The following is a 26090-nucleotide window of genomic DNA, read 5'->3' as shown; positions in this document are numbered from 1 at the left end:
AATATATTATTTATGGTTGGCTAACTGTCATCCAGGTATAGCCATTTGCAGGAATCGTTACGGTAATTTTGGCAGTAAAATCACGATTAAGCGAAACGTTTTGTTTTCGGTTATCCGCCCATGTTAGTACAACTGATTGCTGCAAACCTGTATAATACAAGGGCAGCTGAATGGTACGCGTAATCGGCTTCCCGGTCGGATTGTATAAGATCGCCAATCCTTTAACAGGAAGTCTGGGATCAACATGCAGGATTCCATCCCAATCTCTCCCATCAGCCCGCCTCAAATGAATCACATCGGCATTCAGAATTTCCCTGTACTTCTTATACCAATTGATTACTTTGATTACAGTTGCTTTGGTTGTTTCTGTATCATACAGCCGCGGCCCGCGGTAACAGGCCTGTACTCCTGCTCCATAATACTGCATCATCAGTTGCTCGTAATCCTTCAAATGCTCTGAAAGTGGCTCCAGGATTGCTTCCGGCCCGCCTCCCTGGTATTTGATCAGGGGAACAAAACCCCATCCCATAGAAGGTGTTTTTTCCCAGGTACCATCATATATATTTTGTCGGTTGAGGATTTTCTGTTGCTCGCGCGACAAAGAAAAATTCACCTCTCTGTAACCAATCGCGATCTTATGAGTACCATCCAGGAAATACCAATCAGGTGCATTTACATAAATCCCATTTTCATTGCACCACCGATACAGGCCTTTTTGTAATTCCATTTGTTTCCATTGTGAATCATCCAGCCCCGTATGGCCGGGATGTTTGGTGGATGCGCAACGATCACCTGGATAAGGACCGTCATTTTCAAACAGATCAAATCCTGTTTGGATCATAAAGGTTTTTAACTTCTGAATGTAATCCAGTCCCCACCGGCTTCCCAAACAGGGTGCATTGCCAAACATGGTGCCACCGGGTTTACCGGTTTTAGGGTTGATCACATCTTCTTCATCATTGATCCTGCGTGAACTAAAGAGCGAATAACTACCAATCAGGATCTTTTTACTGTGTGCATACTCAGCCAGTTCCTTCCATTTCCGGATATTGGTCGCACTTGTATCTTCCATATTACAGTGACTACCAAAGCTCAGGATCAGCGCCTCATAACCGGTTGCCGCACATTGGTCAACTGCCGTTTTCACTTCTTCATCATTATTGCTCACCAGGTGCATAAAAATCGGGTTGGCGGTAACCCAGGGAGCAATGGTGCGATACATTTTCCGGATAGCCAGGCCATTTCGTTCCCTGTCTGCATTATCCTGGGCAAGTTCATAGGTTTTTACAGACTGAAGCGTGTCGGCGGGATGTAATTGCACACCCGGACCATGATCGGGATAGATCTCCAGCAAACAGGGTGTTTCATAATTATAATTTACCTGTGAAGTATATCCCGGATCCGTTTTCCAATGCAGGGTTTGATCACTTAATGTGTACCGCATCGCATTGTTGAATGCATAATTCGTTTCAAAATAAATGCCCGTTGGTTTTTTCATCTGCTCAGGACTTCCTATTACTGCACTCTCCTCTTCTACCATCGCCAATACTTCATGTACCAGGCTGTCTATCAGCAAGGTTCGTGAGCTGTTATTAATAACCTGCAAGGATTTGCTAACCAATGGCAGGCCGCTGTACAGTTCATAACTAACGAGGATCTCTAGCCCTTTCAGCTCAGCTAACGGCGACCGATACCTGAAGATCAGTTTCTTTCCCTTAGCGGGTATCGCACCGGATGCCCAGCCTCTGGTTTTCCAGTTGAGAACAGGTTTTATCTCTTCTATCCGGTGCTCCTGGTATAGAAAGCTGCTGTCTGTAGCAGCCAGCCCATCCAGCCATTCTGGCAAAAAATAGGCTTTCTCATCCGGTGCTTTTAATCCGCCTATTTTATAGGTTTTACCATTTATAGTAATACGTGCTTCCTCCCGGATGGACCGTAATAATTGTCTTCCATTGGACTGATTGGTATAACTGTAACAAACCAGGTTGGGTTGCAGGCGAAATTGCCGGCTTATCAGTCCATTGCTTAATTCAAGGTCTTTCCCATCCTTACTGGTTTTTACGCTGGCTACAAAGGACTCCGGTTCTAGCAACCAATCCGTGGCTGGCACAACCTGGGAACCTGCATGGAGTGATAACATCAAAAGAAAAAAAGGTAAAAACCGCATACACAGTTGAATTTGTTGAAATATAAGCCATTGGGGGCGAAGCGCCCGACGCAATCGTTTGAGCTAATCCGGCTATTAGCTTTGAACAATGCGTCCTGATCCTTGTTAACTTTTCCTAAATCGAGACGATATGATAAAGTTCTTAGTACTTCCCATCAGCTTTTTGCTGGCATCCATTAGCTGGTGGAAACCTGTTGATTCAACTGCACATTTAAAAAATGCAGTCGTTTGTCATCCCCTGGCCGATGATATGGTAAACTTTGCAAATGACCCTGCTTTCCAGGCCCTGCATCCGATTCCTGTTGCCATTCAATGGGATGCAAAGGGTAGCATGATCAGCTATCCTACCAATGATGGAAAAACTGCTTCTGCCTACCTGATTAAAGCTAAAAAATCAAGCACTAAATGGCTGTTTGTATACCAGGAATGGTGGGGACTGAATGACCAGATCAAACAGGAAGCGGATCGCTTATATGCAGATCTCGGAGAGAAAGTGAATGTGATGGCCATTGATATGTATGATGGAAAAGTAACCACTGACCCAAAGATGGCCGGACAATATATGCAGGGTACAGATCCTGCACGACTGGAAACCATCGTGAAGGGTGCATATAGTTATGCAGGTTCAAAAGCTCAGGTTGCAAATATCGGTTGGTGCTTTGGTGGCAGCTGGTCGCTCCGCTCTGCACTTATTGGTAGCAAACAGAATATCGGATCCGTAATTTATTATGGCATGCCGGTAAAAGATGTAGAGTTATTGAAGACCCTGAATTCCGATGTACTTGGTCTTTTTGCAACAGAACAATATATCTCCAAAGAGATCATCGAGCAATTTGCAGCCGATATGAAAGCAGCAGGTAAATCCCTGGATTATAAAATTTTTGATGCAGTTCATGGTTTTGCGAATCCCAGCAATCCCAAACATGATCCTGCCAAAACACAGGAAGCCAATGCCATGGCACTGACTTACCTGAAGAAAAAATTTGGTGTGTAAGTTAACCGGAGGTTTATTCCTGGGGAGCAGATGTAAGTTCTGAAGCTTTTTGGGCAGCCCTTTCAGCAGGAGTTGGAAAAGCCTTGAATGGAAATTCTTCCCTGCTGAAAGAAGGATCTGTTAATACCTCCTGTAAATCCGATTTTCCGTCCATATAACGAGCCAGCTTTTTAAAAAGAGCTGGCTTTTCTTTTTTCAGGATCAGGAAAGCAGCATTCGCACCTGCTTTTACAGCAATCGGAACACCGCCACCCAGTTCAGCCCAATGACCACCCAGGATCAGGTTTTGCACCGGTGTCTGATAATGCGCGATTTTAGCCTGCATGTTGGCTCGCCCGGGCCTTGCACCCATCATCGTACCATTTTTATTACCTGTATAACGATAATGTGTAACCGGAGTTGCCACTTCATAAAAAAGTATATGCTCCCGTAAGCCCGGTGCCACTTTTTCCTCTACTCTCCGAATCAGTTTCTCTCCTATCTCTTCCTTCAATTGACGGTAGGCTTCTCCGCGGATATAATTACCGTCGGCATCTTTGGTAGTAAGCCATTCATTTCGGTAGTGCATCTCTGCAGGCATGTAAACTGTGAGTGTACCCTGGTGTTCGGGACAAAGTGATTTGTCACGCACCGTTGCTGCCAGCACACTCATTTCAACCGTATCCGGATCACCATTGGAATGCGCCTCGAAAGGCTGTCCGTCGTTGATGATATGAATCATCTCTTCACCAAAACCAAGTGCTTCAGCCGGACAATCCAATGCAATGGATAAAGTAACGGAGGAGGTATACAATTCTGCCTTCCGAAGTTTGTCCTTCAGTTTAGCAGGTATCACGTGTTCCGGTAACATTTTCTCATACACCGTTTCAATATCATTTGCTGCAATCACATACCTGCTCTTAAACGTATAGGGCTTCTTGCGATGCGTAAATTGCACACCAGTAGCCTTGTTGTTCTCCACCAGGATCTGATTGACGGTGCTTTGAAACAGTACCTGTCCGCCTCGGGATTCAATATTATGCTGCAGCCATTTCGGGATCATTTGACTGCCACCTTTAGGCGGACTTTGAAAATCACCATAATAAGCCCAGCCAATAGGAACAAAACAACCGATGAGTTCGTGTTCTGCAGCAAAAATTTTATGCAATCCCGGATCCTTAAAAAATTTATTCAACCCTTTTTTCAATCCTTTTTCACCACTGTACATTACATAGGGAATAAAGGGCATTACAAAGCGAAAGGTGTTATACCCGGATTTTACTCTATCCCAGAATGACATATTTTCTTTCGCACGAAATACGGTATTGAACTCCTTAAAAGAGCGGCCTACTTTTTTTGCGCTGGCAAAAAAGCGCCGGATTCCTTTTTCCTCATGAGGGAATTCGCGAATCAACTGATCACGCCATTCATCCGGATTATTGGTGAGCAGGTAACTATGCGAATTACCCTGATAGCGACGAATCCGTTGCTGGGGAACAGCTACCGGATAATCTGAGCCAATTAGGTCGAAAATCCGGCAGATTAAACCACCCGGACCATACTGGTTCAGCCAGTGAATGGCTGTATCAAATAAGAATTGTTTGCGCCGAAAGCCAGCCAGGTAACCACCTGCATGGGGCTCTTTTTCCAACACACAAACAGCATAACCGGCCTTACTCAAGAGTGCTGCTGCGGTCAGTCCGCCCACACCTGATCCGATTATAATAACATCATAGGAGTCGTTTAAACCTGGTTTTAGCATGCGAGAAAATTACTAAACACTTGGCATTAGTTGTACTTTTGAATAGGATATTGAATATATTTATTTCTATGAGTATGACAGAACAAGAAATCATAGAGAAAATAAACCACTTTCTGGCGGAAGAATTTGAAGTAGAGCCGGAAAAAATCACCCCTGATGCCCATCTCAAGGAAACCCTTGAATTGGACAGCCTGGATTATATTGACCTGGCGGTAGTAATAGAACATCACCTCAACTTTAAAGTAAAGCCGGAGGACTTCACCCGCATGATAACCGTGCAGGATTTTTACCAGTATGCCTTTAGCCGCTGCGGAGTTTCTTAAACGGGTTTCTTAGGTATTTCGTCATCTGCCCGGATCGACCAGGGACCATCACCTGCTACCAAAAAATAAACTAATAATACCAATACTACCAGGGAAACCAATAGTTCCGGAAAAGGTCGCCACAACTCACGCGAAGTATTTACAAAAAAGATTGCGCCCAGCAGGATAGGGATTTGAATAAGTGCAGCAATCCTGGTATAGGCACCCAATATCAGCAGAATTCCACCTAATAAATGCGCCACGAATACATAATGCCCCAGTACTACCAGAGCAAATTCGGGCATGGGTAGTTTTGCATCCACCTGGGCCATGAGGTGGCTCATGTTATAGACAAACTGGATACCCTTCACGCACAAAAAAATACCAAGTGCAATCCGGACAATGTCCATCCATCGGGGATGATGCCTGTCACCCCACAATTCAATTCGTTGTAGGAGATTCATAACACTGCATTTAAGCTGGATAATAAAAGAACTTCCCTATAAGTTACGAAAATTCATTGGAACACACTTCATCCTGAAATTTGTACAGTTTATACTGCTCATCCTTGCCTTGGGAGCCAGGGGAAATTACCTTGCCCCCAATTCATTAATCTTCAAACAACCTATCAACAATGAAAAAGATCTTGTTAACAGCAGCAGGATTGGCAGCAATCGTTGCGATTACAGCTATTGCCTGCCAGGCTCCGGTTACAGATTCCAAGGCTGCGGATACGACTGCAGCAACCGAGGATCCGGTTAAGCGCGGAGAATACCTTGTAAATACCATCGGATGCGACGATTGTCATACTCCTAAAAAAATGGGGGCTCATGGCCCTGAGCCAGATATGGAGTTCCGTTTTGCCGGGCACCTGGCTACACAACCAATCGGACCAATTGATACATCGGTATTATCAAAAGGATGGCTATTATTCGGACCTTCTTTAACTGCCGCTGTTGGCCCATGGGGTGTATCTTATGCTGCTAATATCAGTGGTGATACAACTGGTATTGGTGCCTGGACAGAAGAGCAATTTTTCCGTGCTATGCGGGAAGGAAAATACAAGGGACTGGAAGGCAGTCGACCTTTGTTACCTCCAATGCCCTGGCCAAATTTTGCCAAGTTAAAGGATGATGACCTGCGGGCTATTTTTCTTTACCTGAAAGCAAGCAAGCCCATCAACAACGTGGTACCAGCTCCCAAGCAACTAAGCGCACTCTAAACTGGACCAAACCAAAAAATAAACCCGCCAACCGGCGGGTATTTTTTTATCACTTCACCACACTACAGCACAACTCCATATTCCTTCTTCCATTCTTCCCTTTTCCATTCCTCCTTCTTCCATTCCTCCCTTCTCCTTTCCTCCCGCTTCCTTTCCTCCACCATATCCCATTTCAGCAAGGGCAACTGCCCCAAAATCTTCTCCAGCAACAGTTCAAAAACTGGCGCAGGCAAACCGGATTCCATCGAATTCAGCCATATTGCAATGTCTTCATCATCCATATCTTTAATCATCCAGGAACAAAGCTCCAGCCATTCCGATAAAGGTTGTTTGCCTTCAATGCGGAGCTGCAACATATAAAGTGCATCATCCGAATAATGTTTCCACAACAAGGGGTTCAACATTTCTTCCTGCCGCTGCATGGCCTGAATCACCCAATCTGACAATTTCCGGAAACTGGCCCTGAAAAGAACACCAGCCCATTTATTGGCACGGTCAGATCCTGCTTCTTTATCAAAAACCAGCATATGATCCAGGATTCGGTCCAATGGAGAATTACGTACTTGCTGGCTCGCAGCAAAACATTCCGGTACTTTTTTCTCAAAAACGAGTAATGCAGGAATGATATACCTGCTTTCTTCCTCAGCCTGCCGCTGACAGGCAAGCACCAGTTCGATCACCTGATCGAACCGATGCTGCACCTGCTGGGGTTTGGTAAAGTTGGTAAACTGCAATTGCAGGCTGGCATCCAGCAACTGCGCCCGAAGCGCGCTGTGTGATGTCTGAAATATATTGAACCTGCGCATAAAATTATCTTTAAACTGATTTATTCGTCAAGCGCTTAATTGCAATTAAATGAGCAACCAGCACTAATGGAACTATCACGGTTGGTAGTAAATTGAAAGGGAAATACAGTACAGCCAGGTTGGGCTGTTCAAATGCCCATCGCTGCAAGGGTGAAGGAGTTGATAAAATAGCCCTTGCAATAACATTGAACAGCAGTAACAGACAAACAATATTCCACCATAAAAGCAGTTTCTTTTTTTCTGCTCCAGTCTGTCCTGCAACTAGTGCAACAGCCACTGCCGATACACCTGAAAGTATATCATAATTATGTCCTTCCACAATCATATAAATGGAAGTCATTTGGTAATAAAAAAGAAGCAATAACACGATTTCAACCAGGATCCGGATGCTGTGAAATCCGGTCAGGGTACTAAGATTGGTTTGAGCAATCAACCTTTTTCCCTTTCCAAAAAAGAGGTACAACACCAGGATGAGGAGTGCAGGAAAGAACCCAAATGCCAGTATTCTTGGGGGTAACCGATCTGTTTGCTGGTAAACGCCAAGCAGTCCGAGTATGGTCTGCAGCACCGTCCAACCGGTCAGCATTAGCAATAAACTACGCGACTTTGTTGCCTGGTAAAACCATCCAATAGATATAATTACCGTCAATAAGAACAAAACGGGCACATATACAGGTAGTTCCAACATCATGTTATTACTTTTCTGATATCAATTATCAAGTCTTAATTGCTTGCTTCGCGGTACACAAAGTTTTCAAGTGTGATCTCCCGGCTTGTGCCTACGCGCGTAATTTTCATTTTGGTGGGATAAAAACCAGCCACTTTAAATTTCTGCGGTTGAGGAATCGCCCTTTCAAAGAGATTTGACTGCTCAATGAACGCTTTGGTTACCATTGGTTCCAGGAAATTAACTTTCCCATTGTAGGAACCATAGATAAATGTTTCCGTAAAAGTTGACCCGTTTAACTCTGGTGCCGTTGCATCCAGCCAATGTTTTCCCATTTGAGGAACTCCACCAGGAGGCGCGATATAAGTTGCCGGCAGGAAAGCTGCATCGGGCAGGTTATCAAATCCGGTCGGGTTCGTTTCATATGGAGGAATGGCCAACCGCTCTGCTTCACTGATCATGTAAAAGTGAAAATCAAAATGAGGTTTGGTATATACATTCTCTGGTTCATGTCCTGCAGGATTCCAATCCAGTCCGATATGTTTGAATGGAGTAGCCAGTTCCGCATTTGCATGCAAGGGAAGGGTTACACTGTTGGCATGATTATGCCCCTGATCACCACCAACCGGTAAATTATTCCAGGCCTGGTCATTGATTGAGATACCCATTTTTTCTGGTTTGCCATCCTTTCCTACCTGGATAAACGAATGAGCTTTGCCTCCGTGAAAGGCGACCTGCGGACCTTTGAATACTCCGCCTTTTTCGTCCTTGTCTTTACTACAGGCACTAAATCCGATAATCGCTGCCAGTAGCAGCAGCTTTGTTGCTCTTTTTTTCATGTTGGTTGTTTTTATGGTTAATGGTTAATGAATTTTTCAATATCAGTTCCCGTACATACAAGGCCGTTAGTGCCTGGGGCTGGTATTGCAGGAACTCCCGCAACATTTCTTTCACGCGCTGGCGATAACTTTCCTGCTGCAGGATTTCTTCAACTGCTGCACGAATCTTTCCAGGTTTGGGTCGTTCTGTTTTCAGGTTGATGCCCAGGCCGAAATATCCCACCCTTGCATTGATCTCATTCTTACCCTCATGGATACCTGCAACTACCATGGGCACTCCATGTTGAATTGATAGCAGTACGCCACCATATCCTCCATTCGATACATATACATCAGTATAAGGCAGGACTTCATCAAAAGGGATATAATCTTCAATGATAATATTGGGAGCGCTGTATTTTTTCAACAGTGCCTCGCGACCAAAACCACCGGTAGTAACTACCAGCAGGCAGTTGCTGTCTTTTAATGCTTCAATGGCCGGTTCCAGCAATTTGGAACCATCTTTTTCAAAGGTGCCCTGCGTGATGAGCACTACCCGGTTGTAAGAGGACAACCTGGCATCGTACCAGGGTTCCCGGTTCTTCCATTTCTTCAGAGGTAAAACCGGACCTATATACCGTATCTGCTCACTCAAATCCGGGCGCTCATATTCAAACCCGGGTGTACCACTTTGCAGGTAGAGATCGGATTTTGAAATACACATGTCAAAGAGATACTGGTTTCCATGTTCAATGCCATGCTGCTCCAACAGTGAATGCATTAACCGGAAAGAGGGCTGAAAAAGAAAATCCAGTACCAGGAATCGCAAGAACCGATGAAACAACTTTCCCAGAAAGGTATTCGAAGGTGTTAGTCCAAGGCCCATCGGGGGAAGCTGCCGGGAAGTTTCAACCAGTGGTACAATACCAATTGAAAGCACCGGAATGTTCATTTTTTCTTTCACATAGGGAATACCCATGAATGCACAGTCCGCTATCAGCAGGTCAAAAGGAAATTCAGCATATACTGCTTGTAAATCGAGGTAATATTCCGGCCCTCTTTTGATGAAAAACTCCTGCATGTCAAAATTGAGCTGCGCGATTTTGCCTTTCTTTTTGGAACGCTCCGGAAGCAACACATCAATATTCTGCACATTGATATCCAATGCTTCCCGGAAAGGGAAAAAGCGAATACCGAGTTGCCGGATTTTTCCTTCGTATAACTCAGAACTGTACCATGCAATTTCATATCCTTCGTTCAGCAGATGGGCTGCCAGTGAGGTGAGTGGATTGAAATGCCCGTCTGCCGGTACATTCGCAAACAGAATCTTCCTGCCGGTTGATACTATCATAGCTGATCGATAAGGTTATTAAAAGCGTCTGCAATATTAAATTGCTGTAAGCCCCAGGGAAAGGCTTTGCTGCATGAAACCGCAAAAACTTGCACCCAATTGTTACCAGCTTATCTTGATTACAACTGATCCAAAGAATTCATCAATCCATCCAGAATTCTGGCATATTAGTAAAGGCATTCCTTTTGGTACCTTTCACCGGAGTATATTTGAGTACCTGAACAAACGAATGTTGAAGCAATCCCTCCTTTCAGTACTGCTGTTTTTTGCAGGATGCATCTCATCCCTGCTGGCACAACAGGCCAGGCAGTATTCTTTTACACAATACAGTACGGCAAACGGACTTGTATCCAATCATGTGAATGCGGTTGGCCAGGATAAAAAAGGATATATCTGGCTGGCCACTACCAATGGGTTGCAGCGATTTGATGGCAGGGAATTTATCACCTTCAAACACCATCCAAACCAGCCCAAAAGCATTCCTTCCAATAACCTGGCCACCATGTTCTGCGATTCAAAAGGCAGAGTCTGGATTATTAATGAAGAAAACCAAATTGGGCTGTTTGACAATGAACGCTTCACTTATAAGGACGTAGAAGCTGAAATGCCTCCGAGATCACTGAATATTTTTCATACCTCTATCTTTAAGGAGGACTGGAAAGGAACCCTCTACCTGCTGATGATTGGAAGAGGCGTATTCCGCCTGGATGAAAGCCAACAGCGCTTCCTGCCAATCAGCAGGGAGGTAACGCTTCCTGCAAACTGGACCGTTCTCTATTTTCAACCGGATGCCAATCGTAAAGTGCTCTGGCTGGGATGCGACTCGGGGTTGGTCAAATACGAACCGGATCTGAAACGACTCTCCTACCCCGGGAACAACCGGTCCAGGGACCCAATCATCGACAGCTTTGCAGGCATACATAATATCCAGGGAATTGAACCCATTCACAATAGTAAAAGCCTGGCACTGTTTCACTGGCCTTATCGACATCCGGTTCCTTATTTCTATTGGTACGATGGCAATACGGGCAAAAAGACCCGCCATTATATTGGACCTTACATTCCAAGAGTCTATCATGAATACAGAGGTATGTCCCAACAAAAAAACGGAACGATCTGGGTGTATGGGCTGCCCTTTATTGCTGAGTTTGACACCTTACAACAACGATTTCAGTTTGTACATCAGACTGCCCCTTACACAGAAAAATTTCGGTTTGATGTAGGTCTGCAGGCATATGAAGACCGACAAGAAAATCTTTGGTTGGCAACTACAGACGGCCTGTTTTTATTCAATCCAACAGCCCAGGCATTTAATGCCTATTACCTCGTAAGGCCGGGAGAAAAAAATGTACAGGACGGTCCGGTTGAACATGTTCAACAATTAAAAAATGGCCAGCTCATGGTAGCCACCTGGGGAGCGGGATTGTATCTCTATGATAAGCAGTTTCGGCCACTGGACCTGCCGGTTACTTTCAATCCCTGGAAGAATACTATGACTGTTTGGAGTATCCTGGAACACAGCAAAAGCGGCTTGATCTTTTTAGGTGAACAAGGAGGTTTTTTAAAAACCTACAATCCTAAAACTGGCTCTGTGCGAAATGACCAACCGGCTATTTTCAAAGAACGAACCATCCGGCAAATGGTGGAAGACCGGGAAGGAAATATCTGGTTTGGTACCCAGGGCGGACGTCTGATCAAATGGGATTTTAAAAAATCGGGAGGTGATCCCACTAAAGGATATGAACTTATACATGAAATCGGACTGGTTCATAAATTGTATATTGATTGGGATGGTAGTTTATGGGTTGGTACACTTGGCTGGGGCACCTATCATATTGACCCGGTTACCGGGGTTATCCTTCATCATATTAAACGCTCCTCCGAAAGCGGCTGGAAAACAGGGAACGATTCTCCTACTGATATCATCCGGTATAATGATAGCCTGCTGCTGCTGGCTACCGCCAACCTAACGGTACTGAATACACGTAGTATGACGCACCGGATTATTTCTGCAGATGACGGGCTTCCATCCAATTCCGCATCTTACCTGCAAATTGACAGAAGAGGCCGTGTATGGATAGGTTTGCAGGATGGTTTGTGCCGCTGGAATCTTTCCCAGAATTCCTTTACTGTGTTTGACAGAAGAGACGGTATTCAGTTTGACAATTTTACTTCCGGTGGCGCCTATCGTATCAGTGATTCTCTGCTTGCCTTTACTACCGGTCATAATTTCCTGGTATTTGATCCTGATAAGGTGATGCATTCCACCCGCCCACCTCAGGTAACCATCACTGATTTGAAAGTAATGAACAAAAGATTGAATTACGATTCAATCATGCGGGAAGGACGCCTGGAATTAAATCATCGAAACAATTCTATTACCATCGATTATGCTTCGCTTCAATACCTGGAACACGGACAACTTACGTATTATCATAAATTGGAGGGACTCGATGAAGACTGGGTTCGTTCCACCCGAAATCAGGCTATTTATAACTACCTTCCCTATCGCAATTATACCTTCCTGGTAAAAGCGGTTAATGGTGATGGTGAGGAGTCAGAAGCCGTTACCCGTCTGGCCATCTTGGTTCGCCCTCCTTTCTGGCGATCTTATTGGTTTATGGCGATGATGGTATTTATTCTGCTGGCTTTTCTTTACTGGCTCGACCGCCTTCGGATGCAAAAGCTACGAGCAACAGAAAGTATCCGGACCCGGATAGCAACGAGTTTAACAGAAGATCTTACCAATTCACTTAGCAGCATTAATATTTCAAGTGAACTCGCGAAAAATAAAATTGAACAGGACCATGAGCGTACGCGGGATTATATTCACCAGATTAGTGAAACCAGCAACCGCATGACACAGGCGATGTATGATATGGTTTGGAGTATAAATCCGCAGAATGACCAGATGGTGAAAACCCTTGAGCGGATGAAACAGTTCGCACTGGAACAGGAATCCTTTAATGATGTCAATATCCAAATTGAAGCTGATCCGCATATCGAGGATAAACATTCAGATATGGAACACCGTTATGAACTGCTTTCCATCTATAAAGAAGCAATCACCAATGCAGTGAAACATTCCGGTGCTCGTAATATCCAGGTACAATTACGCTTGCGCAAACAGAAACTGCAACTGCTGATCCAGGATGATGGTAAAGGCTTCAATACATCCGGCGTAGCCAAGGGCCGCGGTATCCTTGATATGAAACGTCGAGCTGCCGCCATCAATGCCAACCTTGAAATTTTATCTGAAAAAAATACAGGAACCCTGGTGCGGCTGGAGATGAGGCTGAAGACGTGAGACGTATGGATCAGGAGACAAAGGAGACGGGAGACAAAGGAGACTGGAAGCGGGAAACAAAGGAGACTGGAGGAATGGAAGAATGGTCCAAAAAAATCCTACCCAACAATTTGAGATTTTAAGTTCGCAAAGCCTAAGGTGGCCCGGTCTCCTTTGTATCCCCTTCCTCCCTCTTCCTTTCCTCCTTCTTCCTTTCCTATTTCCCCATCCACCTCTTAAAATCTGTCACTTTCTCCCGGCTTACAATTGCTTCCTTGTCCACTACAGGTTGCAAATGCAACAACAGACGATTACCAAAATAATCATGAATCTGCTCTACGCTTTCGATGGAAACATAAAATGAGCGACTGATCCGGAAATAACGATCCGGATCGAGCATGGCTTCCAGTTCATCCATGGTATAGTCTACAATAAACTTTCGGTTATCCTGGGTCTTGAAAAAGTTGACGCGGCCATCACTATAGAAATATGCAATTTCATCCACCTCCACGCTAACAAGTTTTTGCCCCTGTTTCACCAGGAAACGTTTCCGAAACTCTTTGGGTTGCAATCGCTGCTGCAGTTCTTTTACCAGGCTATCCATATTCAGATTGCCGGAAGGCTCAGTACCCTGCAGCATTTTTTTCATGCGGTGGTATTTGTCCAGGGCTGCTTCCAGGTCCTCTTTCTGCACCGGTTTAAGCAGGTAATCTACGCTGTTCACCTTAAAAGCTTTCAACGCATACTCATCATAGGAAGTGGTGAAGATGACTGTTGTATTTACCTCCACCTTGTCGAAGATTTCAAAACTCTGTCCATCTGCCAGTTCTATATCCATCAGGATCAAATCCGGCGTTGGATTTTCCTGCAGCCACTTAACCGAAGACCGAATGCTATCCGTAATACCTACCACTTCCGCGTCTGTTGTCACAGATTGCAGGGTCTTCTGCAGCTTTTTTACTGCCAGTTCTTCATCTTCTACAATGAGTACTTTCATAAAAACGATATTACACAAAAATAATATGCCCCATCCGCCTCTGTTATAAGAAGCGTATTAGTTGCTAAAATCAGTGCATGAACTGTAAATCACGGCTGAATCAGCGGTACAATTACCGCAAACTCTTTCCCGTCATCCCGGATCAGGATCTCCTCCTGCTTCATCAGCCGGTATTTGTTATGGATATTATTGAGTCCCACTTTGTTGGAAAAAACCATCCGGTTTTTTCGTTGCAGGTTATTGGTGACAATCAGTTTGCGACTATTGGTAGTGAGCAATTGTATTACAAGCGGACTATCGCGCAGGATCATATTATGCTTAACCGCATTCTCCACCAGGATCTGCAACGTAAGTGGAGGTATCAGGTAGTGCAGGAGCTTTTCATCGATCTTCAGTTCCATATCAAGGCCATCGCCATAGCGTGTTTTGAGCAGATGGAAATAACTTTGAATGAATTGTAATTCCGTTTCCAGGGTGGTGAGCCCATCTTCATTTGTACGCAACATATACCGGTACACCTTACTCATTTCATCCAGGAATTTCTCTGCTTTTTCCGGGTCCTCACTAATTAAACTGGATAGGGAATTGAGACTGTTGAACAAAAAGTGTGGATTTACCTGCCCTTTGAGTCCCTCCAGCTGGCTTTGCAGGTTTTCTTTTTTTAGTTGTTCTGCCTCATCCACCAGTACCCTCCATTTCTCGTAAAAAGTAGCTCCCTCATTGAAACTGGTAGCCAGCAAATTACAGGCAAAACCAATCATCAGGGTCCAGAAATAACTTTTGTAATCCATAGTAAATCCCAGGAAACCCAGGTAATCATAGCCCCAAAACAATAGACTTACCCCTGCTGCCATCATTAAGATATAGGCAATTAAACTAAAACCAATCCGCTTGAAGGTTTGGCTGTACTTGGGATACTTATGTAAAAAAATAACAGCTACCATGCCGCAGGAAACATACACCAGGAAAATTACAGCCAGTGTAATCAGGGTGGCCGTCAGAAATCCGGATAAAGACTGGAAATACCGGCTCCCAAAGAGTAAAATATTCGCTATAACAGCAAAAGGTGGCAGCAGTAGCACTGCTATCCACCTTTCACTTTTGGAATATTTCAGGAAGGCCATACTGTTCAACATCCAGACTTTTTTTTCAAGATAACCCATTGGGGGTATCGTCCAAAGTCAGATGGTACAAAGTTGCAGGATTAACGATGAATTGCAGTTTTTGCCGGTTGAATTGTGATTAATTCACCCGGCTCGTCTGCGCACTGTAAGTGCTTTCGAAAATTTTATCCGCATTACCGGCCTCAAATCCTTCACGCCGATGTTCCCTGCGAATCTGGTCAGCAGGTAAATGCTGGAATTCTTTCAGCACCCCACGCTCGGCAAATTCGACATAGGAACCCGCGATCAGATGGGTCTCCCCTCCTGCAAACTGTGCTTCCACTTTGCGGGCAACATTAGAAGACTGGCGCAGGTAACCATCCGGACTCGCCTTGATCTTGCCTCCCGAATCATTTAATACAAAACCATTGCGCTCCAGGAATTCATTAAACGCCTCCAGGCGATTGAATTCTTCCGGCAGGTTATGTACACTCACAGTAAAATGATTCAAATAATAACGGTTATAGATAACCCAGGCAGCGTATTCACTTTCCTTGCCGAGTTCGAGGAAATCAGCATAGGTAGGCGTGCGCCAGAGCCCACTGTGCAGGAATTGATCCACTGCAACTGCATCATTCAGGTCCAATGCATCCACCGGATCACTGGTCACTTCATCTGTGTAGGAACGAATGATGGCCTGTGTGGTAGCGCTCAGCTCCTGCACGCGTAATTCACTGATGAAAATACGCGGGTACTGAGGAGCCGGTGGGGCATACCAGTAGGCGTCCAGCTTTTTCTCCTTGAACACATAATGATCCATCCGTTTGTATCCCAGGTGCAGGAAGATTTTTTCCAGCGACTGGATACCTAAATGAGGAACACCCATGGTTCTGAAGGCAATATGATCATTCTCAATATCATCCGCATTTTCAATCAGCCCTTCTTTCACCATGGCGGCAATAATACCCTGCACATCGGGTACCCTTTCCTGGTAGCGGCGCATGAGTCCGCCCAGTACTTGTTCTAAAGCACTATACTCTGTCATAGTTCAACATTTTACCCGTCCGGTGGCACCGGACGGGTGAGGTAAGTTTATTTCGCGGATTCGTGGTTTAGGTACAGCGATCCGTTTTTGGTTTTGAGGAAGGCATCAAATGGAATTTCTTCCTGCTTAATGAAACCCTGTTTTGGCAGGGTGCCATTCGCTACCATTTCAACAACAGCAGCCACAGAAGCAGCAGTTGTCCAGCTGATTGCTCTCCACTCTTTACCATGAATCAGGATCGGATGATAGGCCTGGTAAAATTCTTCACGGGCCAGTTGCTCACCCTTCCATCCTTCCACTACCGCGTACACATATACAACATCTTCCCGCACAGGAGGTTTGGCTTCCGTCAGGATTTGCTCAACCAGTTCACGCTTTTCTTTCAGGATCAGTTCATATAAAAGGAAGCGCATCAGCTTGGCATGCCCCGGATAACGCATGGTTTTGTAGTTCAGGGTATCCACTTTACCAGCCAGGGTTTCACACATAGTGCCCAAACCGCCGGATGTACTGAATGCTTCAAATTCCTGTCCCTCGATATTGATCATCTCTATACCATCCAGGGAGGGTACCATTTTGCGCTGACCATTATGAATCACTTCAGCATCATTGATATACTCATTGATCACACCAGCGGGCGACCAGGTAAAGGAATAGCCCATCAGGCCGTTTGGATAACGGGGAAGCGCTCCCACCCGCAGTTCCACATCGCGAAGCTTTGTAAAGCGATTGTAAAGATCTGCACCTACAATTCCAATAAATCCGGGTGCAAGGCCACACTGAGGAGCCATCACTCCTTTGGAAGTTTTAGCCATTTCACGAATTGCAGCCGTAGTAGGCACATCTTCTGTCAGATCGAAATAATGAATACCCAGCGCATGTGCAGCCTGGGCCACCGGCAGGTTCAGGTTGTAAGGCAAACAGGAAACCACGGCATCCTTATCAGCCAGGAAGGAACGCAGTTGTTCGGCATCATTTACCGAACCAGTAACTACTGCAAAAGGAACTTCAGTAGCCGGTTGTTGACGATCCAGACCGGTAACTGTGAAAACATTGCTCAGCAGGGTCCCAACGAGGGAACCAACCTTACCGAGACCAATAACAGCAACATTCTTCATTAGAAGGAAGTTTAATGTATGAATTAATGGAAATCAGTGAAAACAATAAATAAAAGGGGAACTTGCGAAGTGCGCTCAGGGATCAGGGAATATTGGCACAGGCAGACCGGAGGAAGGCCAGGTAAGCACCAAATATGTTAATACGTGCATTCATGCCTGTGAAAAATGTACTTTTGGATACGCCGACGAAAATACGGGATTCCTTTAAAAATTTCCCGTTTAATCTGGAATATTTTATTACCTTTGCCAACCTTTTAAAAAGGTAGTCATGAGTAGCAGACGGGAATTTGATATCGCTTTTGTGGGACTGAAGCCCGGGATTCATGAATACCAATACGAAATCGGCGACCGCTTTTTTGAAGCGTACCAGTCAACAGAATTCAGGAATTGCGCCGCGCAGGTGAAACTGTCGCTGGATAAGAAGAACGGATTCATGTTGTTGAAGTTCGAGATCGGCGGAAAGGCAGAAGTGGTTTGTGATCGATGTGGGAGCAACAGTTTACCGTGGAATCTGTGGGATGAGTTTAATATAGTGGTGAAACTGGTAGATAACCCCGAGGAGATGAATGAGCAGGAAGAAGATCCGGATGTGTACTACATCTCAAGAGGCGAAAGCCATTTGCATGTAGCAGACTGGATTTATGAATTCTTACTGTTGAGTTTACCCATGCAAACCATGTGTGACGCGGCCGAAGCGGGAAGCCATCCCTACTGTAACCAGGAAGCCCTGGCCATATTGAAGAAGATGGAAACCGGCGAAGCGAAAGAATCAGAGAGTACCAATCCACTCTGGAAAGGATTGGAAAAATTTAAAGACCTGGATAATTGATTTTTGTATTTATAAATTGTTGAGAGATGCCAAATCCGAAACGCAGACATTCACAGCAACGTAGTGCCAAAAGAAGAACGCATTACAAGGCTTCAGCCGCTACACTCAGCACAGATAGCGCTACTGGTGAACTGCATGTACGTCACCGTGCTCATGTGAGTGAAGGAAAATTGTTCTACAAGGGTAAGCTGGTGAGCGAAAAATCGCCCATCAAGAAGTAATTAACCTGTATACAATACAAACGCTTTGCCGGAGATGAAAATCGGTCTGGACATGATGGGTGGAGACTTTGCACCGTTAGAAGCGGTTAAAGGTTTGCAACTGTACCTGTCTGGCGCGACTTCTCCGGCGAACCTGTTTTTATTCGGGGACGAAGCCCAGTTAAAACCGCTGCTGGAGGAATACAATATTCCCCTGGAAGCGGTTAAAATTGTGCATGCACCTGAAGTAATCGGGATGCATGAACATCCTACCAAAGCGCTCAAAGAAAAACAGCAGTCCTCCATTGCAATTGGATTCGGATACCTCGGTAAAGGGGTAATTGATGCCTTTATCAGTGCCGGTAATACCGGAGCGATGCTGGTAGGTGCTGTGTATTCCCTCAAAGCGATGGAAGGTGTTTTAAGACCCACCATCTCTACCATTATTCCAAAAGAAAATGGTGGTACCGGCTTATTACTGGATGTGGGTCTGAATGCCGATTGCAAACCGGAAAACCTGAACCAGTTCGCACTGCTGGGTTCATTGTATGCAAAGCATATTTTGGGAGCTGAAAATCCCCGGGTGGCGCTGATCAATATCGGCGAAGAAGAAGGCAAGGGCAATTTACTGGCCCAGGCTACCTACCCCATATTGAAGGAAAATACCGCGATCAACTTTGTAGGTAATATTGAAGGCCGCGATGTATTGCTGGACAAAGCAGATGTAATGGTTTGCGAAGGCTTTACCGGAAACATTATCCTGAAGCTGGCAGAATCCATTTATGAGATCACTGATCGCAAAGGCATTCACCACGACTATTTCGATCGCTTCAATTTTGAAAACTACGGTGGCACCCCTGTTTTGGGTGTGAATAAACCAGTAATTATTGGCCATGGAATCTCTCAGTCCAGAGCCTTCTCCAACATGATTACATTGGCGGAGAAAATGATCAACAGCAACTTACTGCAGATTATGCAGGAAAGCTTCAAATCCTGATTTGTTTCACTTTTTTGTTAGCTGAAAGGCTTCTAATACACCCAGAATAGCCAGTTTTGTGCCCAATGGAATACCAGCCAGATCAACCTGAAAATCACCGTTGTGCGCGTTAAAGGGAAGTGCTTTCCCTTCCTTAATAGCCTGTGCAAAAACATCCGGGTTCGCAATGCCTACATTGTAATAGCAATAAACATTTCTTTTATTATGAATTACAAGGTGATGAAAATCTTCTGAGCCCATCATAGCTGGTAACCGGTTTTCACGTAGAATCTGCTTATCTGGAAGCAATTTTCGTACACCGGCAAAAACAGCTGCCGTAAGTGCCGTATCGTTGTTCAACGGATATGCAAATCCCTTCATCTTCATTTCAGGATACAATTCCTTGGGCAGGTTATAACTGTGCGCGATGCCTTCATTGATTCTTTTGATTCCTTCAATCATCAGATTTCGGTCAGCCTCATCAAACCAGCGCAAATTGATTTTAACCAGTGCAGTTGCGGGAATAACATTGTTATCACTACCCGCCTGTACGCTGCCTACAGTTAATACTGCTGCCTTTTGAGGATCAACAGCCCGACTCACAATTACCTGGTACTGCATAATTGCAGCAGCTGCCATCACAATAGGATCCTTGCTCAATTGAGGATTACTTCCATGTCCACCTATCCCCTTAAACACCACATCAATCTGATCTGTGCCCGCCATGCGCACTCCACTTGCAACTGCAACTACACCTACCGGTATAGGGGCACTGTGCATGCCCAATAAATAATCTGGTTCGGGAATGCCATGTTTGGTATAGAGCCCATCTTTCACCATAGCCTCTGCTCCTAAGATAGTTTCTTCAGCTGGTTGCCCTACAACGATCAAGGTTCCCTTCCAGGCATTTTTCATTTGTGCCATGGCCCGGGCCAAGCCAATCAACCAGGTTACATGTGCATCATGCCCACAAGCATGCATAACGGGTGATTCAGTTCCATCGTCCCGTTTCACCACTTTTGTACTCGCATACGGTAGACCGGTAGTTTCCTTTACAGCATTACAATCCATATCACCCCTCCACATGATAATAGGACCTTCCCCGTTTTTTAATATGCCTGCCACTCCTGTACTACCAATACCTGTTGTTACCTCATATCCGGCTGCCTGCAATTCCCTGGCAATAATTGCTGCCGTGCGGGTTTCCGTAAAGCCCAGTTCCGGATTGGCATGGATGTCTTTAAATATCTCTACAAGCTTTGCGGAATCGGATTCCACCAACTTGTTTAGTTGAGTTAAATGATTGTCTGCAGCTGCTGGTTTAGTTGTTTTTTTCTTTTGTGCCGGAGCATTGAGAAAAAAGAGCATTGCAATTAGTACCCATAAAAGCCGGATGAAAAAACGCATAAAAAAATCATTTGAATTAGTTGGTAGTTACTATCGGCCGCCGAATGGGCTGCCCTGGTTTCGCCTGCAGGTTAAGTTGTTCTTTTTCAATTAGCAGTACCCCATTCACCAATACATATTTCATTCCACTGGAGACCTGATTGGGTTCCGTAAAACTTGCATTGTCTTTTACTGTAGCAGGATCAAAAACAATGATATCTGCATCCATTCCTTTTTGCAGTCGACCTTTTTTTCTCATCTGTGGCACTGACTTTTCCAGTATCTGTGCAGGAATAGTAGAACATTTACGAACTGCTTCCAGTAAACTGATGACTTTGCGCTCCCTTACCCAATGTGCAAGTAGCCGTGTATAAGTGCCGGCACTTCTGGGATGGGCAAACGCATTGGCGGGTAATGGCCATTGATTGTCATCGATCGGTCCACCGGTTTGTTTATCCACCCAGGGCATAGCATCACTTGCAATGGCTCCTCCTGGAAAAAGTACCGACTCATCCAATACTGCTGCTTCTTCCGGCATGTTTAAAAATTTAAACACAATGACATTTCCAGGAGTTTCCTTGCGTACCTGTTGAAACTGCTCTTCACTCAGTGCTACACCGTTTAGTTCGATTTGAGAAGCTTTAATATTTTTTCTTCGTCTCGCTTCTTCCGTAAACAATGCTGCCCCGATAGTAGTACTGGATGCTCCGTATGTATATGCTTCCACACTAACTGGCAGGCCTTTCTTCTGTGCAGTCAACAACATGTTGCGGGTTGTCCGGATATCACGCAGACTACTGCTATTAATATGGCATATATGTTCCTGGCTGCCAGCAGCAGCAGCAAAAGAAATGATTTGCCCCACATATTCTGCAGCACTGTTTGGATCATCAGGAAAATCGCCGCTGATATGAGTGAAACAGGGCACTTTATACCTGGCAGCCAGTTGATGAACAGCCAGTAATTCCTTGTACCCTCCTCCCGGAGCATATCCGGCATTGATTCCAATTCCAATTGCACCTTCTTTCAGTCCCTGTTCAATCTGTTCTACGATCCGCTGCACCTGATTGGGACTAGCTGCATCGTTAACCCATTTGTTAAGTGAAAACGCCTTCTGAAACCAGAGGAGATCTGCTTCCGGCTTAAGGCCTTCCAATTCAGCAATCCGGGCAAATGTCCAGGCAGCCGAAGCGCCATAGTTTAGTACCCGCCCGGTTTTTGCCTGCGTTTGATACCAATTGGCCGTAGGAAGGATACCCGATTCAAGTTCCAAAGCAGTAGTGACCCCATCGAAAGCCTGCATCCGGTCCGCAGCAATAGTCTGACCATGTGCATGCAAGTCGATAAAGCCAGGAGCAACCACCAACCCTTTTGCATCAATCGTTTTTTTTCCTTTTATAGGAGTACTGGTTATGATAGCAATTGACTTCCCGTTGATTCCAATATTTCGTACTGCGTCCAGTTTGGTTTCCGGGTCCAGCACTCTGCCATTAATAATGACAATATCATAAGTGGTTTGGGCAAAGCCTGACTGATACAATAGCAGGCATACAACGGCTAATAAACAGATCGGTTTGGTAACTGATTTGAACAATTTTTTCATACTCAACATCTTATTTAAGATGCTACTGTCAGATCTGCCTTAACTTGTGGAATGCTTACCAGCTATAAATTACGTTTCTTGAATATATGAAATAATTATTGCAAGTCTATATTAAAATACTGAACTGATTTACCACATGTTATTCAATTATATTTCAGAATATTTTTCACAATTAAACAAACCACATTTCCTGATTTGCACATTATTAACTGCGCTGTTGATCACAGGCAATTATTACTTTGGCTGGGAGAAACAGTGGATCTATAACTTACCATCCAGGCCACAACGCGTTCTTGGATTTTATCTCGTATATGCATTGGCGTTTACCCTCCCCTATCTCCTATATTGGATATTGGTTCCGGGTTTCAACTGGAATCCTGCATTGGTCTCGATAATTGCCTTGGCTCCCCTGGTATTTGCCCTGAAATCAGGTATGGGCGGATGGCAGGAATGGGTGCAGGCAGCCCGCCCGGGTATTGAAGGTCATCGTATGAATGTTTTAATCAACTGGCCGATTCGATTAGTGGTAACTGTTAGTATACTGATCCTGATCTATACAATACTTTATGGTCGCTTGACCGGGTTTACTGCTGCAACCGGTTTAAAGTTGGCAGGCGTTAACTGGACACCCTATCTGATTATGCTGGCAGTAATTGTTCCCCTGGTAAGTTTCGCAGCTACACAGGCGGATTTTTTGCAGACCTATCCCAAGATGAAACTATTGCAATTGAGTACAGATCCCGCTCCAACGCTCTGGCAAAAGATCGGATTTCAACTTGCCTATGGTACTGATTTTTTTACCATTGAATTGTTTTTTAGAGGATTCCTGGTTGTTTTGTTATCGCGCTATATTGGTCCGGCTGCTATTTTACCGATGGCGGTGTTTTACTGTTCCATTCATTTTGGCAAACCCCTGCTGGAATGTATTTCTTCTTATTTTGGCGGTCTGCTGCTTGGCATTTTTGCTTGTTATTCACAATCCATTTACGGGGGCATTGTAGTACACCTGGGACTTGCCTGGATGATGGAACTGGCAGCTTCTATTGCCTTGTACTGGAAGAAATAAACGCCTCATTTATTTGCCATAATTTTGCGAGATGGCACCTGATATCAGCAAGGAAATAGAATTTCAAACTGCCCGTAGCGGTGGCAAAGGCGGACAGAATGTGAACAAGGTGGAAACCATGGTTCAGGGCCGATGGATTCCTTCCGGTTCGGTTGCCTTAAGTGAAGAGCAGCGCGCACTGGTGCTGCAAAAGCTACAACACCTGCTGAATAAAGATGGCAGCATCTTATTAAAATCCCAGGAAGAACGTTCTCAATCCGGTAACAAAGAACGCGTGCTGCGCAAATTCCAGGAATTGTTAGAAAAAGCCCTGGTTAAAAAGAAAGCCCGGATCGCCACCAAAATCTCCAAAGCCGTCCACGAAAAGCGCATCGAATCCAAAAAGCAGAAAGGTACCGTAAAAGCTACCCGAAAAAAGATTCGTCCCGGGAGTTGGGATTGATCCTTCTAAAATTTCATCACATGAAGTATCTATTCAGCTTCGTATTGATTTTACTGATTCAGGTATCTTTTGTTTCTTGTTTAGCGCAGGCTCGTCCGGGCCAGGTAAAATTGGTCGGACAGATGAAGGATGTTATGTGGAAAGGAGAGCTAAAAGGAAAGATTTTGCTGGATACCATTGCAAACAAACAACACTTGTATGGAATAGGTCCTGTTGAATATTTATCGGGTGAAATTCTGATAATCGATGGCAAGTCTTATACATCAACTGTGATTTCTAAAACAGCCATGCGTGTGGAGGAAACTTTTAACCTAAAAGCTCCTTTTTTCGGCTATGCACAAATACCAGCATGGCAGGAAATAGTGTTGCCGCCTTCTATTCAAACAATACAGGAGTTGGAAGTTTATTTAGATCAACGAACCAAACAAGCGCCACGCCCCTTTCTGTTCAAGCTCTCCGGCATTGCTGAGGAGGCGAGTATTCATATTGTCAATCTTCCTAAGGGAGCCACTGTTCGTTCACCACAGGATGCTCACCAGGGCAATGTCAATTATGTAATTTCTAATCAGTCTGTTGATATAATTGGATTTTTTTCTACAGAGCACAAAGCAATTTTCACACATCATGATACATTTTTGCACCTGCATTTGATCACAAGCGATCGCCAAAAAATGGGACATCTTGATCAAGTTAGGTTGAAGAGCGGATCCGCTAAGTTGTATTTACCAATAGAAAACACAAATACCGAATATTGAATTTGACTACTGACATAGGGTTGTCAATTCCTCTACTATTTTTACACCATGAGCACGTTATTGAAGGACATTTATTCCGAAGAATTTTACAAGGCATTTGGCAAGCAGGTGAAAGCTGTTCTGCCTTCTTTTTCTTCTTCACGATTTAGTAAAAAGATTCAGTCGCCCGACTGGCAGCAAAAAGAACTCAAGGATCGCATGCGGCATACGGCGGATATACTGCACCGTGAGTTACCTGCAGATTTTACCCAGGCGGCAAAATTGCTTGATAAGTTAACTGAACAACTGAATGGATTCCACTTTCCCAATGGAAGCCTGGCTCTGATGTTTTTACCCGATTATGTGGAGCGCTACGGTATTGATCATTTTGAGGAGGCGGTTATGCTCTTTGAAAAAATCACCCCCATCACCAGTTGCGAGTTTGCAGTGCGGCCTTTTCTGATTCGGTATCCGGATGCCATGTTGAAAAGAATGATTGCCTGGTCCAAACACGACAATCATCATGTAAGACGATTAGCCTCTGAAGGAAGCCGGCCACGTCTGCCCTGGGCGATCGCCTTACCAGCGTTCAAGAAAGATCCTCGCCCCGCACTACCTTTATTGGAGAATTTACGCAATGATCCATCTGAATATGTTCGCCGGAGTGTGGCCAATCATTTGAATGATATCGCCAAAGACAATCCAGGCATTGTGCTGGAAGTTGCGCATAAATGGAAGGGGATATCCCTTGAAACAGATGCCCTGATCAAACATGCTTGTCGCACTTTATTGAAAAAAGGCGATACAGCTATTTTGTCTTTACACGGATTGGATGCCCGCCATCTTGAAGTAAGCCAGCTGCAGCACAGCCATAAACTTCGTATGGGTGAGTCCCTCACTATGGAATTTACAGTTAGCAATAAGAGCAAAAAACCGGTATTGACCCGATTGGAATACGCCCTGTATTTTCTCCGCCAAAACGGACAGTATGGCAAGAAGGTGTTCAAGATCAGTGAGAAAACAATTCCGGGTAACAGTTCCATTGAAGTATCCCGCAGTCATGCATTCCGCCCCATCACCACCCGTGTTTATTATGCCGGCATCCAGCGACTCAGCATCATCGTCAATGGTAAGGAAACCGAACCTGTTGAGTTCCGGTTGATCCTGTAACTCCCTCCTCCATTCCCCCTCTTCCTGTTTCACGCCTCCATGCCTCCTTTGTCTCCTTTGTTTCCTA

At 44.8% G+C, this 26090-nt stretch carries 23 protein-coding genes and 1 pseudogene; 11 read left to right on the top strand and 13 right to left on the bottom strand.

Features of this window, described 5'->3' with window-relative positions:
• Positions 1–10 precede the first annotated feature (10 nt).
• Positions 11–2140, bottom strand: coding sequence for an alpha-galactosidase (locus MD536_RS03300; RefSeq protein ID WP_239595783.1), 2130 nt, complete (start codon positions 2138–2140; stop codon positions 11–13).
• Between the two features lie 157 nt (positions 2141–2297).
• Here MD536_RS03300 and MD536_RS03295 point away from each other — a divergent pair, with 157 nt between their 5' ends.
• Complete coding sequence (locus tag MD536_RS03295) at positions 2298–3161, top strand: dienelactone hydrolase family protein (protein WP_239595782.1); 864 nt, start codon at positions 2298–2300, stop codon at positions 3159–3161.
• A 13-nt stretch (positions 3162–3174) separates the two neighbouring features.
• Here MD536_RS03295 and MD536_RS03290 read toward each other — a convergent pair whose 3' ends face one another.
• Positions 3175–4902: a phytoene desaturase family protein gene (locus MD536_RS03290; protein ID WP_239595781.1), complete on the bottom strand. Its 1728-nt coding sequence runs from the start codon at positions 4900–4902 to the stop codon at positions 3175–3177.
• A gap of 74 nt (positions 4903–4976) precedes the next feature.
• On the opposite strand from MD536_RS03290, the gene MD536_RS03285 reads away from it, so the two are divergent.
• Positions 4977–5225, top strand: a complete 249-nt coding sequence (locus tag MD536_RS03285) for an acyl carrier protein (protein WP_234866023.1) — start codon at positions 4977–4979, stop codon at positions 5223–5225.
• On the opposite strand, the gene MD536_RS03280 is transcribed toward MD536_RS03285, so the two are convergent.
• A complete protein-coding gene (locus tag MD536_RS03280) occupies positions 5222–5668 on the bottom strand; it encodes a DoxX family membrane protein (protein ID WP_239595780.1) in 447 nt (148 codons plus the stop codon). The two genes, MD536_RS03285 and MD536_RS03280, sit on opposite strands and share 4 nt — an antisense overlap.
• A gap of 170 nt (positions 5669–5838) precedes the next feature.
• On the opposite strand from MD536_RS03280, the gene MD536_RS03275 reads away from it, so the two are divergent.
• Positions 5839–6426, top strand: a complete 588-nt coding sequence (locus tag MD536_RS03275; protein ID WP_239595779.1) for a diheme cytochrome c-553 — start codon at positions 5839–5841, stop codon at positions 6424–6426.
• 62 nt (positions 6427–6488) lie between these two features.
• On the opposite strand, the gene MD536_RS03270 is transcribed toward MD536_RS03275, so the two are convergent.
• From MD536_RS03270 to MD536_RS03255, 4 genes are read right to left on the bottom strand one after another with little or no spacing between them, the layout of a single operon-like run.
• Positions 6489–7232, bottom strand: coding sequence for a hemerythrin domain-containing protein (locus MD536_RS03270; RefSeq protein WP_239595777.1), 744 nt, complete (start codon positions 7230–7232; stop codon positions 6489–6491).
• Between the two features lie 10 nt (positions 7233–7242).
• Complete coding sequence (locus tag MD536_RS03265) at positions 7243–7923, bottom strand: DUF8737 domain-containing protein (protein ID WP_239595775.1); 681 nt, start codon at positions 7921–7923, stop codon at positions 7243–7245.
• A 32-nt stretch (positions 7924–7955) separates the two neighbouring features.
• Complete coding sequence (locus tag MD536_RS03260; protein WP_239595773.1) at positions 7956–8738, bottom strand: DUF5602 domain-containing protein; 783 nt, start codon at positions 8736–8738, stop codon at positions 7956–7958.
• Positions 8686–10068, bottom strand: a complete 1383-nt coding sequence (locus MD536_RS03255) for a glycosyltransferase (RefSeq protein WP_239595771.1) — start codon at positions 10066–10068, stop codon at positions 8686–8688. The genes MD536_RS03260 and MD536_RS03255 overlap by 53 nt, the downstream gene beginning before the upstream one ends.
• A 73-nt stretch (positions 10069–10141) precedes the next feature.
• Between MD536_RS03255 and MD536_RS03250 the strand changes: the two genes are divergently transcribed.
• A complete protein-coding gene (locus tag MD536_RS03250) occupies positions 10142–13375 on the top strand; it encodes a ligand-binding sensor domain-containing protein (RefSeq protein ID WP_239595769.1) in 3234 nt (1077 codons plus the stop codon).
• A gap of 196 nt (positions 13376–13571) precedes the next feature.
• Here MD536_RS03250 and MD536_RS03245 read toward each other — a convergent pair whose 3' ends face one another.
• The 4 genes from MD536_RS03245 to MD536_RS03230 form a co-directional block, all read right to left on the bottom strand.
• Positions 13572–14351, bottom strand: coding sequence for a LytR/AlgR family response regulator transcription factor (locus MD536_RS03245; RefSeq protein ID WP_239595767.1), 780 nt, complete (start codon positions 14349–14351; stop codon positions 13572–13574).
• A gap of 89 nt (positions 14352–14440) precedes the next feature.
• Entirely contained in the window at positions 14441–15487 is a 1047-nt protein-coding gene (locus MD536_RS03240; protein WP_239595765.1) for a sensor histidine kinase, read from the bottom strand.
• A 106-nt stretch (positions 15488–15593) separates the two neighbouring features.
• The gene (locus MD536_RS03235) at positions 15594–16499 is read right to left on the bottom strand and encodes a DUF1338 domain-containing protein (RefSeq protein WP_239595763.1); all 906 of its coding nucleotides are present in this window, start codon (positions 16497–16499) and stop codon (positions 15594–15596) included.
• A 47-nt stretch (positions 16500–16546) separates the two neighbouring features.
• Positions 16547–17617, bottom strand: a complete 1071-nt coding sequence (locus tag MD536_RS03230) for a saccharopine dehydrogenase family protein (protein ID WP_239595761.1) — start codon at positions 17615–17617, stop codon at positions 16547–16549.
• A gap of 268 nt (positions 17618–17885) precedes the next feature.
• On the opposite strand from MD536_RS03230, the gene MD536_RS03225 reads away from it, so the two are divergent.
• Genes MD536_RS03225 through plsX form a run of 3 tightly spaced genes read left to right on the top strand, consistent with a single transcriptional unit; the run spans position 17886 to position 19643 of the window.
• On the top strand, positions 17886–18446 hold the full coding sequence (locus MD536_RS03225; protein WP_239595760.1) for a YceD family protein: 561 nt from the start codon (positions 17886–17888) through the stop codon (positions 18444–18446).
• A gap of 26 nt (positions 18447–18472) precedes the next feature.
• The gene (gene rpmF, locus MD536_RS03220; protein WP_239595758.1) at positions 18473–18667 is read left to right on the top strand and encodes a 50S ribosomal protein L32; all 195 of its coding nucleotides are present in this window, start codon (positions 18473–18475) and stop codon (positions 18665–18667) included.
• A gap of 34 nt (positions 18668–18701) precedes the next feature.
• A complete protein-coding gene (gene plsX, locus MD536_RS03215) occupies positions 18702–19643 on the top strand; it encodes a phosphate acyltransferase PlsX (protein ID WP_239595756.1) in 942 nt (313 codons plus the stop codon).
• Positions 19644–19649: 6 nt separating this feature from the next.
• On the opposite strand, the gene MD536_RS03210 is transcribed toward plsX, so the two are convergent.
• Both MD536_RS03210 and MD536_RS03205 read right to left on the bottom strand, forming a co-directional pair.
• On the bottom strand, positions 19650–21029 hold the full coding sequence (locus tag MD536_RS03210) for an amidohydrolase (RefSeq protein ID WP_239595754.1): 1380 nt from the start codon (positions 21027–21029) through the stop codon (positions 19650–19652).
• 16 nt (positions 21030–21045) lie between these two features.
• Positions 21046–22611: an amidohydrolase family protein gene (locus MD536_RS03205; RefSeq protein WP_239595752.1), complete on the bottom strand. Its 1566-nt coding sequence runs from the start codon at positions 22609–22611 to the stop codon at positions 21046–21048.
• 136 nt (positions 22612–22747) lie between these two features.
• Here MD536_RS03205 and MD536_RS03200 point away from each other — a divergent pair, with 136 nt between their 5' ends.
• The 4 genes and pseudogenes from MD536_RS03200 (at position 22748) to MD536_RS03185 (ending at position 26023) form a co-directional block, all read left to right on the top strand.
• Positions 22748–23677 (top strand): CPBP family intramembrane glutamic endopeptidase, encoded by a 930-nt coding sequence (locus MD536_RS03200; RefSeq protein WP_239595750.1) that lies wholly within the window; start codon positions 22748–22750, stop codon positions 23675–23677.
• Between the two features lie 52 nt (positions 23678–23729).
• Positions 23730–24119, top strand: a pseudogene (arfB, locus tag MD536_RS03195) (alternative ribosome rescue aminoacyl-tRNA hydrolase ArfB); the annotation flags it as partial.
• A 20-nt stretch (positions 24120–24139) separates the two neighbouring features.
• Positions 24140–24874, top strand: a complete 735-nt coding sequence (locus tag MD536_RS03190) for an acetolactate decarboxylase (protein WP_239595747.1) — start codon at positions 24140–24142, stop codon at positions 24872–24874.
• Between the two features lie 48 nt (positions 24875–24922).
• A complete protein-coding gene (locus tag MD536_RS03185; RefSeq protein ID WP_239595745.1) occupies positions 24923–26023 on the top strand; it encodes a DNA alkylation repair protein in 1101 nt (366 codons plus the stop codon).
• Positions 26024–26090 lie beyond the last annotated feature (67 nt).

It is taken from the genome of Flavihumibacter cheonanensis (genome assembly GCF_022352215.1).
In the GTDB taxonomy this organism is placed as follows: Bacteria; Bacteroidota; Bacteroidia; order Chitinophagales; family Chitinophagaceae; genus Flavihumibacter; species Flavihumibacter cheonanensis.
This window is presented reverse-complemented; position numbering and strand designations above follow the sequence as displayed.